Consider the following 15,277-nt stretch of genomic DNA (forward strand, 5'->3'; position numbering starts at 1 on the left):
CTCCCGGTTACTTCTCGAGGTCTTCTCGTTGTTCGTCCCGTTCCGACCTCAATGCGAGAACGGGTAGAGTTTCCAGTATGCCTTGATCTGCCGCCATCGATGCGCAAGTCCATCCGGCTCGAACACCAGAAAGATGATGATGATCAGGCCGATGGCCATCTCGCGCAAGAAAGCGATATTGTTCTTTAGTCCGAGAAACTGGTCGATCGGGCTGTCGCGGAGCGCGACGCTGAGCCATTCCATCGATTCCGGCAGCAGCACCATGAAGGCGGTGCCCATCAGCGTGCCCATGATCGAGCCGAGCCCGCCGATGATGATCATGGCGAGGAAGATGATCGAGCGATCGATGCCAAAGCCTTCGTTGGAGACAACCTGATTGTAATGCGCATAGAGCGCGCCGCCGACGCCGGCAAAGAAGGCGGCGAGGCCGAACGACAGCGTCCGGTATTTGGTCAGGTTGATGCCCATGATCTCGGCGGACAGATAATGGTCGCGCACGGCGACCAGCGCGCGTCCGTCGCGCGAACGGATAAGGTTGGTGACCAGGAGATAACAGACGACGACATAGGCCAGCACGACGTAAAAGTACTGCTTATCGCCACGCAGCATGTATCCGAAGATCGAGAATGGCTCGGCACTGGCGGGAACGCTACCGCCGGTGAACCACTCGGCGCGGGCAAAGAAGTCGAGCAGAATGTATTGCGCCGCCAGCGTCGCGATCGCGAGATAAAGCCCCTTCAGCCGCGCCGCAGGCAGGCCGAAGACCAGACCGACCGCGGCCGTCACGACGCCGGCGAGCGGAATGCAGAAGAAGACGGGAATGCCGAACCGGTTCGAGAGATAGGCCGAGGTAAAGGCGCCGAAACCGAAGAAGGCAGCATGACCGATCGAGATCTGGCCGGTGAAGCCGACGACGATGTTCAGCCCAAGTGCCGCGATGCCGAAGATGCCGATCTGGATCAGCAGGCTGAGGATGTATTCGTTGACGACGTGTGGCGCAAAGCAAATCAGCACTACGCCGGCAATCATGGCGTTGCGGCTGGTCGTGGTCGGGAACACGGTGGTATCTGCCGCATAGCTGGTGCGGAAATCGCCGGCGGGAATGAGGGTCTGGCCTGCCATAATTGGTTACACCCGCTCGATGTCTTTGGTGCCGAACAGGCCGTACGGCTTGATCATGAGGATGATGATGAGCGCATAGAACGGCGCGATCTCGTAGAGATTGCCCCAGTGCAGATATTCGCTGTCGAGAAAGTGCGCGAGGTTTTCCAACAGGCCGATGATGATGCCGCCGAGCACGGCGCCGCCAACGCTGTCGAGACCACCGAGGATCGCCGCCGGAAACACCTTGACGCCATAGGCAGAGAGGCCTGCCGAGACGCCATTGACGACGGCCACCACCACGCCTGCGACGGCGGAGACGGTCGCCGAGATCGCCCAGGCCATCGCGAATACGCTTTTGACGGAAATGCCGAGCGACTGCGCCACCTGCTGGTTAAACGCGGTGGCGCGCATCGCCAGACCATATTTGGACAGCCGGAAGAACCACGCCATCCCAATCATCATAGCCACTGAGACGGCGAGGCTCATCAGATAGACGGTCTGTACCTGCAGGCCGAGAATGTTGACGTTCTGGGTCTGGAAGATGCGCGGGAATGGCTGCAAATTGACGCCGAACATCCACTTCATCAGCGCGGCGAACACAGTCGAGAGCGCGATCGTCACCATGATCACGGAAATGATCGGCTCGCCGATCATGGGGCGCAGGATGACGATCTGGATCGCGATGCCGAACAGGAACATGAACACCAGCGTGATCGGCATGCCCAGATAGAACGGCACCTGATATTTGGTCAGCAGCCACCAGCATACCCAGGCGCCCACCAGCAGCAGTTCACCCTGCGCGAAGTTCACCACCTGCGTCGCCTTGTAGATCAGCACGAACGACATCGCGACCACGCCGTAGAGCGTGCCGACCACGAGGCCGTTGACGAGGAGCTGGATCAGAAGCTGGGTGTTCATGCGGCCCTCTTTCCCTCTCCCCTTGTGGGAGAGGGTGGCTTCGCCAACGGGTCGGCGCGAAGCGCCGCCCGATGACAGGCTTCGCGAAGACGGGTGAGGGGTTCTCTCCGCATACGCGTATGTGGAGAGAAACCCCTCACCGCAGTGAGTTCGTGGTGAATGGCGGTGTAGCCCTCTCCCACAAGGGGAGAGGGCGCATCGACTGGCGCCGCACTGTGTTGCTGCATCAGCTTCATTCCGCGGCCTCCGCCATCGGCGCGGGTCCGCCTAGATCGACGACCCGCAGCGTGGTGCGGATGCGTTGGGTGCTGCCGTCCTGGAAGCGGATCACGGTATCGACGGGAATGTCGCTCTTGCCGCCGTAGATCGCGTCGATGATGTCTGCGTATTTTTCGTTGATGACGCTGCGACGGACCTTGCGGGTGCGCGTCAATTCGCCGTCGTCGGCGTCGAGCTCCTTGTAGAGCAACAGGAAGCGCGAGATGCGCTGCGCCGGCGGCAGCGTGGCGTTGACGCCTTCCACTTCCTTGCGCAACAGCGCATAGACCTCGGGGCGCGAGGAGAGGTCGGTATAGGTCGTGAACGAGATGCGGTTCTTCTCCGCCCATTTCGAGATGATCGAATAACGAATACAGATCATCGCCGCTAGCGCGTCGCGGCCGGCGCCGAGCACGACGGTCTCGGCGACGTAGGGCGAGAATTTTAGCTTGTTTTCCAGATATTGTGGCGAGAAGCGCTCACCGCGCGCGGTCTCGGCGAGATCCTTGATGCGGTCGATGACGACGAGTTGGCCATCATTGTTGAAGTAGCCGGCGTCACCGGAATGCATCCAGCCGTCCTTGATGTCGGCGGCCGAGGCTTCCGGATTCTTGTAATAGCCTAAGAACATGTTGGGGTGGCGCACGACGATTTCGCCGACGCCGTTGACATCAGGGTTGTCGACGCGGATTTCGATATCGCCGGCCATCGGCACGCCGGTCGTATCCGGATCGACCTTGCCGGCCGGATGCAGCGTGTAGGCGCCCAGCAATTCGGTCTGGCCATAGAGCGTGCGCAGCGGCACGCCCATGGCTTGGAAGAACTTGAAAGTATCGGGCCCGAGCGCGGCGCCGCCGGTTGCCGCCGAGCGCAGCCGGGTGAAGCCCAGGCGATCGCGCAGCGCGCGGAACAGGAGCTGATCGGCGAACATCGAATGCTTACCCTGCGCCAGCGCCGAGAGGCCCGTCTTCATTCCGATGTCGAACAGCTTTTGTTTCAGCGGGGAGGAATCCATCACGCTGGCGCGCACGTCGGCGGCGATCGATTCCCAGAGCCGCGGCGCGAACAGCACGAAAGTCGGCGCGATCTCGCGGAAATCGTGCATCATGGTCTCAGGCTCTTCGACGAAGTTGACCTTCATCCGGCAGAGCAGCCCTTTGCCGAGCGCGTAGACCTGCTCCATGATCCAGGGCAGCGGCAGCACCGAGACGTATTCGTCGTCCGGTCCCTTCGGATCGAAGGCGAGATAGGTCGCGCAATGTTTGAGGACGCGGCCCGCCGCCAGCATCGCGAGCTTGGGATTGGCCGTGGTGCCTGATGTCGTGCAGAGGATCGCGACATCCTCACCGCGGGTGGCGTCGACCAGCCGGTCGTAAAGGCCCGGCTCGCGCGCGGCGCGGTCGCGGCCCATCGTGGCGAGCTTCCCGGCTTCCATCAGGCGGGGATCGTCGTATTTCCGCATGCCGCGCGGATCGGAATAGACGATGTGCTTGAGGTTGGGGGCGCGATCGGCCAGCGCCAGCAGCTTGTCGACCTGCTCCTCGTCCTCGGCAAACACCAGCTTGGCCTCGCCGTAGCTGAGCAGATAGGCCGCTTCTTCGTCCAGCACGTCGCGATAAAGACCTAGGCTCATGGCTCGAATCGCATGCGTTGCGATTTCGGCGGCCACCCAGTCCGGGCGATTGTCGCCGATGATGCCGATGACGTCGCCGCGCCCAAGACCCAGCTCGACCAAGCCGAGCGCGAAATCATGGACGCGGGTCTGGTAATCGCTCCAGGTGAAGATGCGCCACAGCCCGAGATCTTTTTCGCGCAGCGCAATCTCGCCGCCGTGCTCCCTGGCGTTGAGGCGCAGCAGCTTTGGAAAGGTATCGGCTAGGGCGGCCCGCCCGGCGTAATCCATCATGCCACGCTCTCCCGAGGCGCCGGCGTGTCGTCGGGGTCGACGAGGACCTCATCCTCTTCGCCGAGATAGGCGCGTTTCACATGCGGATCGGCGAGAACGGAAGCGGGATCGCCTTCGGCGATCTTGCGGCCGAAATCCAGCACCATGACGCGGTGGGAAATATCCATCACCACGCCCATGTCGTGCTCGATCATCATGACGGTCATGCCGAACTCTTCGTTCAGGTCGACGATGTAGCGCGCCATGTCCTCCTTTTCCTCGAAGTTCATGCCGGCCATCGGCTCGTCGAGCAGAATCAGTTGCGGCTCCAGCGCCATCGCGCGGGCCAGCTCGACGCGCTTGCGCAGGCCGTAGGGCAGGGTGCCGGCGGTCGCCTTGCGCACCGACTGCAGGTCAAGGAAATCGATGATCTCTTCCACCTTGCGGCGGTGCTCGAGTTCCTCGCGCCGCGCGCCGGTCAGCCAGTAAAGCGAACCGGTGATAAAATTGTTCTTCAGAAGGTGGTGCCGCCCGACCATGATGTTGTCGAGCACGCTCATGTGGTGGAACAGCGCCAGGTTCTGGAAAGTGCGGCCGATGCCAAGCTGTGGCCGCGCGTTCGGATTGAGGCCGGTGATATCCTTGCCGCGGTAGAATAGCCGGCCTTCGGTGGGCTTGTAGCGGCCGGAAATGCAATTGACGATGGAGGTCTTACCGGCGCCGTTCGGGCCAATGATCGAGAACAATTCGCCCTCGTTCACGCCGAACGAGACCTCGGTCAGCGCACGGACGCCACCGAAGCGCAGCGACACGCCGCGCACTTCCAACGTATGAGCCACTCATTCCCTCCAGATAAGGCGCTTGCCGCGCTCTTTATCTATCGTTCGCAACTGCACCCGCAATCTTACATCCGGGGTGACCTTCCGGCCATCCGACTAACGATGCCGATCACGGCCGGCATCACGCGTGGTAACGCCGCACCCCAACCGGTAGCGCCATGGGCACACCCGCCGAGGTGGCCCTCCTTAGGGCAATGCGATAGTTTGAAATGTCTTTTGCCTGACAATTCGTCGGGAAATTTTGCCAAACTGTACTTCTGCTGCAGTGCAGCAAGTGGGGCGCGACGGTCGATGCGATCATGATTGCTGCGGATAACCTCAAGCGTATCGCGGCCTGGTCGCGCGAACTGAACGAGCGGGAAATCGAGGTCGCCCGTGCCGGCATCGTCGAGAAATCCTACCGCGCCAACGAGCATATCTTCATGCGCGGCGATCCCTTCGACTATTGGACCGGCATCGTCACGGGTCTTGCCCGGATGAGTACGGTGTCGAGCGGGGGCAAGGCCGCGACCTTCGCCGGCCTCACGGCCGGCGCCTGGTTCGGCGAAGGCTCGGTGCTCAAGGGCGAGCCGCGCCGTTACGACGTGGTGGCATTGCGCGACACCAGGCTGGCGCTGATGGACCGTAGCACCTTCTTTTGGCTGTTCGAGAACAGCGTCGCGTTCAACCGCTTTCTGGTCCGGCAGCTCAACGAGCGGCTCGGCCAGTTCATCGGAGCGGTGGAACATGGCCGCACGCTCGACGCAACCAGCCGCGTTGCGCGTTCCATCGCCTCGCTGTTCAACCCGATTCTCTATCCGGACATGACGCGCCACCTGGAGATCACGCAGGAGGAAATCGGAGCGCTCTCCGGTATTTCGCGGCAAAACGCCAACCAGTGCCTGAAGCGGCTCGAGAAGGAGGGCTTGCTGCGGCTTGAATATGGCGGCGTCACCATCATCGAACTCGAACGCTTGCGCCACCATGGCGATTAAGTGCCTAAGAGCCTGATTTCAAACGGCTTTGGCGATAGACTTGGCGCAGGTCGAATGCTATGGCCTGCGCGACAAGCGGGTTTGGAGAAGATATGGCGGCTCAAGATTCACAGCGGCGCGTGGCGCTGATCACCGGCGTCACCGGCCAGGACGGCGCCTACTTGGCCGAATATCTGCTCGGCCTCGGCTATGAAGTCCACGGCATCAAGCGGCGGTCGTCCTCGTTCAACACGGCGCGGATCGATCACCTGTACCAGGACCCGCATTCCCGCAAGGTGCCGTTCCTGCTGCATTACGGCGACATGACCGACTCGACCAACCTGATCCGGCTGATGCAGCAGATCCGGCCGACCGAGATCTACAACCTCGCCGCCCAGAGCCATGTCGGGGTCAGCTTCGAAAGCCCGGAATACACCGCCAACGCCGACGCCATCGGCGTGCTGCGGCTGTTGGAGGCGATCCGCATTCTCGGCATGGAGAAGGAGACGCGGTTCTACCAGGCCTCGACCTCGGAGCTCTACGGCCTGGTCCAGGAGGTGCCGCAGAAGGAGACCACGCCGTTCTACCCGCGCTCGCCTTACGGCGTCGCCAAGCTGTACGGCTACTGGATCACGGTGAACTACCGCGAGGCCTACGGCATGTTTGCCTCGAACGGCATCCTGTTCAACCACGAGAGCCCGATCCGCGGCGAGACCTTTGTCACCCGCAAGATCACCCGCAGCGTCGCCCGCATCGAGGTTGGCCTCGACGAGGTGCTCTATCTCGGCAACCTCGAGGCCAAGCGCGACTGGGGCCATGCGCGCGATTATATCGAGGGCATGCACCGGATCCTGCAGGCCGATGCGGCGGACGATTTCGTGCTGGCGACCGGCGAGACCCGCTCGGTGCGCGAATTCGTCGAACTGGCGTTCGCCGAAGTCGGCCGCCGCATCGAATGGCGCGGCCAGGGCGTCGACGAGACCGGGGTCGACGCCAAATCCGGCACCACCGTGGTCCGCATCGATCCGGTCTATTTCCGGCCGACCGAAGTCGATCTTCTGGTCGGCGATGCCAGCAAGGCGCGCGAGAAACTGGGCTGGAAGCCCAAGACGTCGTTCGCCCAGATGGTCAAGGAAATGGTGGCGAACGATCTCGACGAAGCGAAGCGGGAGGTCGCCAATGGCAAGCCTGCCGTTTGAGCTGACGGGCAAGACCGTCTACGTCGCCGGCCACCGCGGCATGGTCGGCGCCGCGCTGGTGCGCCGGCTGGCGCGGGAAGACGTCGAACTGCTGACGACGCCCCGCAATGAGGTCGATCTGCGCGATCAGGCCGCGGTCAACCGCTGGTTTGCCGCCAACCGGCCCCAGGCGGTGTTTCTGGCGGCCGCCAAGGTCGGCGGCATCGTCGCCAACAACACCCTGCGCGCCGAATTCCTCTACGACAATCTGGCGATTGCAGCGAACGTGATCCATGCCGCGCATGTCTACGGCGCCGAGAAGCTGATGTTCCTGGGCTCCTCCTGCATCTATCCCAAGCTGGCGCCGCAGCCGCTGCGCGAGGATTCCATGCTGACCGGCCCGCTGGAGCCGACCAACGAACCCTATGCGATTGCCAAGATCGCCGGCATCAAGATGGTGGAGGCCTATCGCAGCCAGTACGGCGCCGACTTCATCAATGTGATGCCGACCAATCTGTACGGAAGCGGCGACAATTATCATCCCGAATACAGCCACGTCGTCGCCGCCCTGATCCGCCGCTTTCACGAGGCCAAGGTTTCTGGCGCGAAGGAGGTCGTGGTCTGGGGCACAGGCACGCCGCGGCGCGAATTCCTCTATGTCGACGACCTGGCGGACGCCTGCATCCATCTGATGAAGACCTATTCGGAGAGCGAGCTGGTCAATATCGGCACCGGCGAGGACATCACGATCGCCGAATTCGCCCGCGTGGTCGCGGCGACGGTCGGCTACAGCGGCGAGATCGGTTTTGATGCCTCGCGCCCCGACGGCACCCCGCGCAAGCTGCTCGATGTCAGCCGCTTGGCAAAACTCGGCTGGCGCGCCAGCACGAAGCTCGAGGACGGCATCCGGCTCGCCTACCAGGCTTATCTCAGCGAGCACTCAATGACGCAGTAGAAATAGGCCTTCCTGCAATAAAAAAGCCCCGGATGTATCCGGGGCTTTTTGCTGTCGTAAGTATCGTCGGCTTATTCCGGCTTGCCGATATTCACCTTCAGCGTGCCGACGCCGTCGACGCCGCACTCGATCTTGTCGCCGGGATTGAGCTGCGAGACTCCAGCCGGTGTGCCGGTCATGATGATGTCGCCGGCGGCGAGTTTCACCTGCTGCGAGAGCTGCCAGATGATTTCGGGCACGCTCCAGATCAGTTCGGTGAGGTCGCCCTTCTGCGTTTCCTTGCCGTTGACCGTCAGCCAGATCTTGCCCTTGGCGGGATGGCCGATCTTGGATGCGGGCTGGATAGCGGAGCAGGGCGCGGAATAGTCGAAGGACTTTCCGACTTCCCACGGCCGCTCCTTCTTGCGCGAGGCGATCTGCAGGTCGCGGCGGGTGAGGTCGATACCGACGGCGTAGCCGTAGACATGATCGAGCGCCTTGTCGGCCGGGATGTTGAGGCCGCCGCTCTTCATCGCGACGATCAGTTCGACTTCGTGATGCAGGTCCTTGGTCAGCGGCGGATAGGGAATTGTGGCGCCGTCGGGCACCAGCATGTCGGCGTGCTTGGCGAAGAAGAACGGCGGCGCGCGCTCGTCATTGCCCATCTCGCGGATGTGCTCGAGATAGTTGCGCCCGACGCACCAGATGCGGCGAACCGGATAGGAGCCGGTCTCGCCGACGACGGGAAGCGTGGGCTGCGGGGCTGCTGATATGACGTAGGAGGCTGCGGTCATGAAAAGTGTCTCGGGTTACGGTGGAAATCTGGAGTCTTCTAGTTGAGCATGATCTTTTCGGAAAACCGGTGCCCACTTTTCCGGATCATGCTCTAGCTTTTACGCGGTTGCGCTGATCGGCGCCAGACTGGGCGGACCGGCTTCGCGCTGCTGCAGGCGGAAGAAGGAGGCATAGCGCCCGCCGCGGCGCAGCAAATCGTCATGCTGGCCGCGTTCGACGATCTCGCCGGCCTCGACCACCAGGATGGCATCGGCATGCATGATGGTGTGCAGGCGGTGGGCGATCACGATGGTGGTGCGGTTCTGGCAAAGATGCTCGATCGCCTCCTGCACGGCTTTCTCGGATTCGGAATCGAGCGCTGCGGTCGCCTCATCCAGCAGGATGATCGGCGCGTTCTTGATCAGCGCCCGGGCCACTGCGATGCGCTGGCGCTGGCCGCCGGATAGCTGCGTGCCGTGCTCGCCGACCGGCGTGTCGTAGCCGAGCGGAAAGCCCATGATGAAATCGTGCGCGCAGGCCGCCTTCGCGGCCGCCACGATCTCGTCCTGGCTGGCGCCTTCCTTGCCGAAGGCGATGTTGGCGCCGATGGTGTCGCGGAACAGATAGACGTCCTGGCCGACATAGGCGGTCTGCCGCCGCAGCGATTGCCGCGACACGCTGGAAATGTTCTGGCCGTCGACCAGGATTTCGCCTTGGTTCACCTCGTAGAGCCGCAGCAGCAGCGCGAGCACGGTGGACTTGCCGCCGCCGGAAGGGCCGACGAGCGCGGTGGTCTTGCCGGGCTCGGCGACGAAGCTCATGCGATTGAGGACCGGCTCGCCTGGCCGGTAGCCGAAGGTCACGTCGCGGAACTCGACCCGCGCGTCAGTGAGTTTCAGCGTCGGCTTGTCACTGTCGTCAGGCTCGCTCGGTGGGGTGTCGACGATTTCGAGCAGCTTGCGCGCGCCGATCAGGTTGCTGTTGAGCTCGATGTTGAGCCGCGCCAGCCGCTTGGCCGGCTCATAGGCCAATAGGAACGCGGTCAGGAATGAAAAGAACTGGCCGGGCGAAGCGCCCATCGCGACCACGCGATAGCCGCCATACATCAGGCCGCCCGCGATCGCGAAGCCGCCGAGGGTTTCCATCAATGGGCTGGAGCGGTTGGAAACGCGCGCCATCTTGTTGGCGTTGCGCTCGACCGCGGCGATACTGGCGTCGATCCGTTCGCGCATCGCCTGTTCGAGCGTAAAGGCTTTCACGGTGCGGATGCCCTGCAGCGATTCCTGCATCGTCTCCATGATGTCGGCGGTGCCGGAGAACTGGTTGTGTGCAAGACCCTTGATGCGCTTCACCAGCTTGCGCAGCACGATCATCGCCGGCGGCGCCACCGCAAAACCGAGCAGCGCCATCAGGGGATCGGTCATCACCATGACGACAACGAGCGCGATCAGCGACAGCAGATCGCGGCCGATGGCGTTGATCAGGAGATTGAGCACCTGCGTCACCGCGGTGGCGCCAGCAGTGAGCCGCGCCAGGAATTCCGATGAATGCCGCTCGGAGAAGAACGCGATGTTTTCGCTCATCAGCTTGGCAAACAGCCGGCGCTGGTTATTTGCGAGGATCGCATTGCCGATCTGCGACAGGATCACGGTGTGCCCGTAGGTCGCCGCACCCTTGATCGTAAAGATGACGACGGTGACCAGCGACAAGAGCGCAATCCCGCGCACATCCTTGTCGACATAGGCCTTGTTGATGACCTCGCCGAGCAGGTAGGCGGAACCCGCGGTTGTCACCGCCGCTAATCCCATCAGCGAAAAGGCGAGCAGATAGCGCCGCCAGTAGGCGAGCCCCTGTTCAGCGACGAGGCGCCGAATCAGGATCGCCGCACCATATGGGTCGTCGGTGATTTTCTTCGGAGTTTCTGTAGGAAGTTCGGTCATCCGCGTTCCATTGACGGCGCCTGGATAGCCCGGCGCGTCAGGGCTGCTGCGATGCCTCCTTGCCTGCGAAAGCGAGCTTTTTCAAGCCCAATAAGCGCTTGGTTTCAGGCCGATTCCGCGTGCTGCGGAAGGCCGCCGCGTTCGCTGAACAACCTCTTTTCCCAGGTCAGCGCGTGGCCGGCGATGGTTTCGAGATTGTCGAATTGCGGCGTCCACTCCAGCGTTGAGCGAATGCGGCTGGTATCGGCAACCATGGTCACGATGTCGCCGGGCCGGCGTGGCGCATATTGAACCGCGAAATTGCGCATCGAGACGCGGCGGACGGCCTCGATGGTTTCCAGCACCGAGTAGCCGCGGCCGTAGCCGCAGTTCAGCGTGATGGAGCTTCCGCCGCCTCGCAGGTACGACAGCGCGGCGCGATGGGCTTCCGCGAGATCGCTGACATGGATGAAATCGCGGATGCAGCTTCCGTCCGGCGTCGGGTAGTCGGTTCCGTACACGTCGACCTTGGCGCGCTGCCCGGTGGCGGCTTCGACCGCAATCTTGAGCAGATGCGTCGCGCCGACGGTCGAGAGGCCGCAACGGCCGTTCGGATCGGCGCCGGCGACGTTGAAATAGCGCAACACGACATACTGCATGTCGTGCGCACTGGCGACGTCATGCAGCATGATTTCGGTCATCAGCTTGGAGGAGCCGTAAGGCGACATCGGCCGCGTCGGCGCCTGTTCCGGCACCGGCACCTGGTCCGGATTGCCGTACACGGCAGCCGTCGACGAAAAGATGAAGCGGCCGACTCCGCCCTTCACCGCTGAGTTCAAGAGGCTGCGGGTCGTCATGGTGTTGTTGCGGTAATAGCCGAGCGGATCCCGCATCGAATCCGGCACTACAACGGAGCCCGCGAAATGAATGATGCTCTCGACGCGGTGCTGGGCGATCACGCCCTCGACGAGGTTTTCGTCGCCGGCGTCGCCGATGAACAGCGGCACGGGGCGGGGCAAAAGTGAGGAAAATCCGGTGGACAGGTTGTCGATCACGACGACGCTTTCGCCGGCGTCCACCAGCGCATGAACCGTATGACTTCCGATATAGCCGGCACCACCGGTGACGAGCACGGTCATGGGTCACCTCTCCCGATTTATTTGCGGGCGATGCTAGGGGGCTCGCGGTGAAGAGGGGGTTTCGGCACAGGCCGAACTGGCCACTATGCTTAATGTTGCGTATAGGAACTGGCCGAAACGGAGCCGGACGTGCCGATCGAGAACAATTTGGCCAGTGATCTGCAACTGATCGTGCCGAATCTGCACAGGCGCTATTCGGGCGTCACGGCGACCAACCGGATGGTGGCGCCGAAGCTTGCGCAGATGTTCCGCGCAGCATGGCTCGGGCCACACGCGCCCGACGGCATCGCGCGGATGGGTTTTGCGGATCTGTTAAAACTCTGGCGGCATCGCAACTCCCTGATCTGGCACGCGCGACGCAACGACGAGATGATTGTCGGCGTCTTGCTGCGTGCGCTCGGCTGGCCGCTGAAACTGGTCTTCACCTCGGCGGCGCAGCGGCATCACACCTGGCTGACGCGCTGGCTGATCCGGCAGATGGATGCCGTGATCGCGACCTCCGAATTGTCGGCGTCGTTCCTCAAGCGCGAGGCGACGGTGGTGATGCACGGCGTCGATACGATGCGCTATGCGCCGCCGGCCGACCGCGCGGCGGCGTTTGCCGAGGCGAACCTGCCGGGACATTACGCGATCGGCTGCTTCGGCCGGGTGCGCGCGCAAAAAGGCACGGATGTTTTTGTCGAGGCGATGTGCCGGCTGTTGCCGCACTATCCCGATTTCACCGCTGTCATCGTCGGCGCGGTCGTGCCAGAGCAGCAGGGTTTTGCCGACGGCTTGAAACGGCAGATCGAGGTGGCCGGGCTGCAATCGCGCATCGTCATCACGGGCGAGCTCGAAATCGAGGAAGTGCAGCGCTGGTATCCGCGGCTGACGATCTACGCCTTCACCTCGCGCAACGAAGGCTTTGGCCTGACGCTGATCGAGGCGATGGCGGCAGGTGCGGCGCTGGTGGCGGCGCGGGCAGGCGCAGCCGAATTCGTGGTTGAGGATGGCGTGACCGGCGTGCTGACGCCGCCGGGCGACGTCAATGCGCTGGTTGCCGCATTGGAGCCGCTGATGCGCGATCCGGTCTCGGCGCATGCGATGGGCGAACGCGCGCGTGCGCGTGTGCTGCAAAAGTTCAGCCTCGATGCCGAGGCGAATGCGATCGCCGCGGTCTATCGGACGCTCGGCTGACCGACCAGCAGGCGATGCGCGACATCGGCCACGTAGGTGGGGTCGATGTCGCGCATGCAGCGATGGTCGTTCATGGTGCAGACGGTGCGTTGGCAGGGCTGGCAGGGCAGCACGGCCTTGGTCTGAACAACAGTGGCGGCGAGGCCGTTCAGCGGCGCCCAGAGATAGGGGCTGGTGGGCCCGAAAATGCCCATGGTCGGCGTGCCGATCGCGGCCGCGATGTGCATCAGGCCGGAGTCGTTCGAGATGGCGACGCCGGCGGCTGCCATCGCCAGAATACCGTTGCGCAGGTCGGTGCCGGTGAGGTCGCGGACTTTGTCGCCGCCGGCGGTAACGATGTCCTGCGCCAGCCCCTTCTCGCCGGGACCGCCGACCACCCAGACGTCGAGCCCGCGTTCGATCAACAGCCGCGCGACTTGCGGATAATAGGTCCATCGCTTTGACGCGCCGACTGAGCCCGGCGCCAGCGCCACCGCAGGTCTGGTGCCGAGCCCGTTGGCCTGCCGCCAGCGGGCGATTTCCTCCTGCGGAACCACGAGCTGCGGCACTGGCCATTCCGGCGGCAGCGGCGCGCTGTCGGGCAGCGCCAGCGCGGCATTCTTGTCGATGAAGCGGGGCAGGGCCTTTTCGCCCCAGCGCATCCGGTTGATCAGCCCGAATCGCGCTTCGCCGAAAAAGCCGACACGCTCGGGGATCCCGGCCAGCGCGGGCGCAATCGCCGCCTTCCAGGTGCGGGGCAGGACGAGGGCGGTTCCATAGCCGCGGGCGCGCAGTTCGGTGGCGAGGCCCCGCTGCTTGGCCAGCGCAAGCCGGCTGCGCGGCAGGTTCCAGACGATGCCCGCCCGGACGCCGGGCATATAGTCGACCAGCGGTGCGCAAAGGGGGGTCACCAGGAGGTCGACCGGGCGGTTCGGCCAGCGCTGCTTCAACACCCGCACCACCGTATGGCCGCGGACGAAGTCGCCAATCCACATATAGGGAACGATCAGAATAGGCCTGGTGTCGGCGCTATCTTCCATTTCGATCCCATTTGGTGAATTAAAATTCATATCTTGGCTGTTTCGCCGCTAACCGATTGCCGGCCCGTCGGTAACCGCTCCAAGGCGACACGTAAAGCCGGTCGATTCGGTGTTGGATTCGCCGAGGAGCAAAGTTGCCTGCCGCGCGGGAGTGAGGCAAAGCTTTCGCCCGAACAATCATGGCAGGGGATGGCATGTTGCTGGTGACCGGGGGCGCCGGTTTTATCGGGTCGAACGTCGTGGCTGCGTTGAATGACGCCGGCCGGGACGTCGTCGTGTGCGACGTGCTCGGCCATGATGGCAAATGGCGCAATCTGGCCAAACGCCGGCTGGCCGATTTTGTACCGCCTTCGGAACTGATGGACTGGTTGAAGGGTCGCCGGCTGGAAGCCATCATTCATCTCGGCGCCATTTCCGAGACCACGGCGACAGACGGCGACCTGGTGATCGAGACCAATTTCCGCCTGTCGATGCGGTTGCTCGACTGGTGCACGGCCAACGCCACGCCGCTGATCTACGCGTCCTCGGCCGCGACCTATGGCGACGGCGAGCAGGGGTTTGGCGACGACCAGTCAATGGACGCGCTGAAGCGGCTGCGGCCGATGAACCTCTATGGCTGGAGCAAGCATTTGTTCGACATGGCGGTCGCCGAACGCTCAGCGCGCGGCGAACGGCTGCCGCCGCAATGGGCGGGATTGAAGTTCTTCAACGTGTTCGGCCCCAACGAATATCACAAGGGCACGATGATGAGCGTGCTGGCGCGGCGCTTCGACGACATCAAGGCGGGCCGTCCGGTGCAATTGTTCAAGTCGCATCGGGAAGGGATCGCCGACGGGGACCAGCGGCGCGACTTCATCTATGTCGACGACGTCGTGCGCGTCACGATGTGGCTGCTCTCGACGCCTGATGTCAGCGGCATCTTCAACGTCGGAACCGGCACGGCCCGCAGCTTTCGCGATCTGATGCTGTCGGCCTATGCCGCGCTCGGCATCGCACCGAACATCCAGTATATCGACATGCCCGAGCAGATCCGCGGTAGCTATCAATACTTCACCCAGAGCGAAGTCGATCGGCTGCTGAACGCCGGGTATAATGGCGGCTTCACTGCGCTCGAAGACGCGGTCGAGACCTATGTGAAGGTTTTTCTCGACCGTCCCGATCGCTTTCGCTGATGGGCACCA

Annotated in this window: 13 protein-coding genes; 5 read left to right on the forward strand and 8 right to left on the reverse strand. The window is 63.1% G+C overall.

Features of this window, described 5'->3' with window-relative positions; translation table 11 throughout:
- Window positions 1-48: 48 nt before the first annotated feature.
- The 4 genes from V1292_RS18505 to V1292_RS18520 all read right to left on the reverse strand — a co-directional run bounded on the left by V1292_RS18505 (window position 49) and on the right by V1292_RS18520 (window position 5,004).
- On the reverse strand, window positions 49-1,122 hold the full coding sequence (locus tag V1292_RS18505) for a branched-chain amino acid ABC transporter permease (protein ID WP_334374157.1): 1,074 nt from the start codon (window positions 1,120-1,122) through the stop codon (window positions 49-51).
- A 6-nt stretch (window positions 1,123-1,128) separates the two neighbouring features.
- The gene (locus V1292_RS18510; RefSeq protein WP_334374158.1) at window positions 1,129-2,022 is read right to left on the reverse strand and encodes a branched-chain amino acid ABC transporter permease; all 894 of its coding nucleotides are present in this window, start codon (window positions 2,020-2,022) and stop codon (window positions 1,129-1,131) included.
- A 232-nt stretch (window positions 2,023-2,254) separates the two neighbouring features.
- Window positions 2,255-4,186, reverse strand: coding sequence for a long-chain fatty acid--CoA ligase (locus V1292_RS18515; protein WP_334374159.1), 1,932 nt, complete (start codon window positions 4,184-4,186; stop codon window positions 2,255-2,257).
- On the reverse strand, window positions 4,183-5,004 hold the full coding sequence (locus V1292_RS18520; RefSeq protein ID WP_028351612.1) for an ABC transporter ATP-binding protein: 822 nt from the start codon (window positions 5,002-5,004) through the stop codon (window positions 4,183-4,185). The genes V1292_RS18515 and V1292_RS18520 overlap by 4 nt, the downstream gene beginning before the upstream one ends.
- Before the next feature lie 299 nt (window positions 5,005-5,303).
- Between V1292_RS18520 and V1292_RS18525 the strand changes: the two genes are divergently transcribed.
- From V1292_RS18525 to fcl, 3 genes are all read left to right on the forward strand, one after another.
- Window positions 5,304-5,978: a Crp/Fnr family transcriptional regulator gene (locus V1292_RS18525; RefSeq protein ID WP_334363816.1), complete on the forward strand. Its 675-nt coding sequence runs from the start codon at window positions 5,304-5,306 to the stop codon at window positions 5,976-5,978.
- Window positions 5,979-6,070: 92 nt separating this feature from the next.
- Window positions 6,071-7,156, forward strand: a complete 1,086-nt coding sequence (gene gmd, locus V1292_RS18530) for a GDP-mannose 4,6-dehydratase (protein WP_334374160.1) — start codon at window positions 6,071-6,073, stop codon at window positions 7,154-7,156.
- Window positions 7,137-8,090 (forward strand): GDP-L-fucose synthase, encoded by a 954-nt coding sequence (gene fcl, locus V1292_RS18535; protein WP_334374161.1) that lies wholly within the window; start codon window positions 7,137-7,139, stop codon window positions 8,088-8,090. The genes gmd and fcl overlap by 20 nt, the downstream gene beginning before the upstream one ends.
- A 71-nt stretch (window positions 8,091-8,161) precedes the next feature.
- Here fcl and V1292_RS18540 read toward each other — a convergent pair whose 3' ends face one another.
- The 3 genes from V1292_RS18540 to galE form a co-directional block, all read right to left on the reverse strand.
- Window positions 8,162-8,863 carry a fumarylacetoacetate hydrolase family protein gene (locus tag V1292_RS18540; RefSeq protein WP_028348554.1) on the reverse strand — a complete coding sequence of 234 codons (702 nt, stop codon included), beginning with the start codon at window positions 8,861-8,863 and terminating at the stop codon, window positions 8,162-8,164.
- Between the two features lie 99 nt (window positions 8,864-8,962).
- Complete coding sequence (locus V1292_RS18545; protein WP_334374163.1) at window positions 8,963-10,783, reverse strand: ABC transporter ATP-binding protein; 1,821 nt, start codon at window positions 10,781-10,783, stop codon at window positions 8,963-8,965.
- Window positions 10,784-10,887: 104 nt separating this feature from the next.
- The gene (gene galE, locus V1292_RS18550; RefSeq protein ID WP_334374164.1) at window positions 10,888-11,901 is read right to left on the reverse strand and encodes a UDP-glucose 4-epimerase GalE; all 1,014 of its coding nucleotides are present in this window, start codon (window positions 11,899-11,901) and stop codon (window positions 10,888-10,890) included.
- A 129-nt stretch (window positions 11,902-12,030) separates the two neighbouring features.
- Between galE and V1292_RS18555 the strand changes: the two genes are divergently transcribed.
- Window positions 12,031-13,077, forward strand: a complete 1,047-nt coding sequence (locus V1292_RS18555) for a glycosyltransferase family 4 protein (RefSeq protein WP_334374166.1) — start codon at window positions 12,031-12,033, stop codon at window positions 13,075-13,077.
- Here V1292_RS18555 and waaF read toward each other — a convergent pair.
- The gene (gene waaF, locus V1292_RS18560; protein ID WP_442895534.1) at window positions 13,059-14,126 is read right to left on the reverse strand and encodes a lipopolysaccharide heptosyltransferase II; all 1,068 of its coding nucleotides are present in this window, start codon (window positions 14,124-14,126) and stop codon (window positions 13,059-13,061) included. The two genes, V1292_RS18555 and waaF, sit on opposite strands and share 19 nt — an antisense overlap.
- 164 nt (window positions 14,127-14,290) lie before the next feature.
- Here waaF and rfaD point away from each other — a divergent pair, with 164 nt between their 5' ends.
- Window positions 14,291-15,268: an ADP-glyceromanno-heptose 6-epimerase gene (gene rfaD, locus V1292_RS18565; protein ID WP_334374168.1), complete on the forward strand. Its 978-nt coding sequence runs from the start codon at window positions 14,291-14,293 to the stop codon at window positions 15,266-15,268.
- Window positions 15,269-15,277: the final 9 nt, after the last annotated feature.

This window comes from Bradyrhizobium sp. AZCC 1719, assembly GCF_036924525.1.
GTDB lineage: Bacteria > Pseudomonadota > Alphaproteobacteria > Rhizobiales > Xanthobacteraceae > Bradyrhizobium.

Coding starts and splice junctions, on each gene's coding strand:
- V1292_RS18505 (WP_334374157.1), bottom strand. CDS start 1,122: ATGGCAGGCCAGACCCTCATTCCCGCCGGCGATTTCCGCACCAGCTAT.
- V1292_RS18510 (WP_334374158.1), bottom strand. CDS start 2,022: ATGAACACCCAGCTTCTGATCCAGCTCCTCGTCAACGGCCTCGTGGTC.
- V1292_RS18515 (WP_334374159.1), bottom strand. CDS start 4,186: ATGATGGATTACGCCGGGCGGGCCGCCCTAGCCGATACCTTTCCAAAG.
- V1292_RS18525 (WP_334363816.1), top strand. CDS start 5,304: ATGATTGCTGCGGATAACCTCAAGCGTATCGCGGCCTGGTCGCGCGAA.
- gmd (WP_334374160.1), top strand. CDS start 6,071: ATGGCGGCTCAAGATTCACAGCGGCGCGTGGCGCTGATCACCGGCGTC.
- fcl (WP_334374161.1), top strand. CDS start 7,137: ATGGCAAGCCTGCCGTTTGAGCTGACGGGCAAGACCGTCTACGTCGCC.
- V1292_RS18540 (WP_028348554.1), bottom strand. CDS start 8,863: ATGACCGCAGCCTCCTACGTCATATCAGCAGCCCCGCAGCCCACGCTT.
- V1292_RS18545 (WP_334374163.1), bottom strand. CDS start 10,783: ATGACCGAACTTCCTACAGAAACTCCGAAGAAAATCACCGACGACCCA.
- galE (WP_334374164.1), bottom strand. CDS start 11,901: ATGACCGTGCTCGTCACCGGTGGTGCCGGCTATATCGGAAGTCATACG.
- waaF (WP_442895534.1), bottom strand. CDS start 14,126: ATGAATTTTAATTCACCAAATGGGATCGAAATGGAAGATAGCGCCGAC.
- rfaD (WP_334374168.1), top strand. CDS start 14,291: ATGTTGCTGGTGACCGGGGGCGCCGGTTTTATCGGGTCGAACGTCGTG.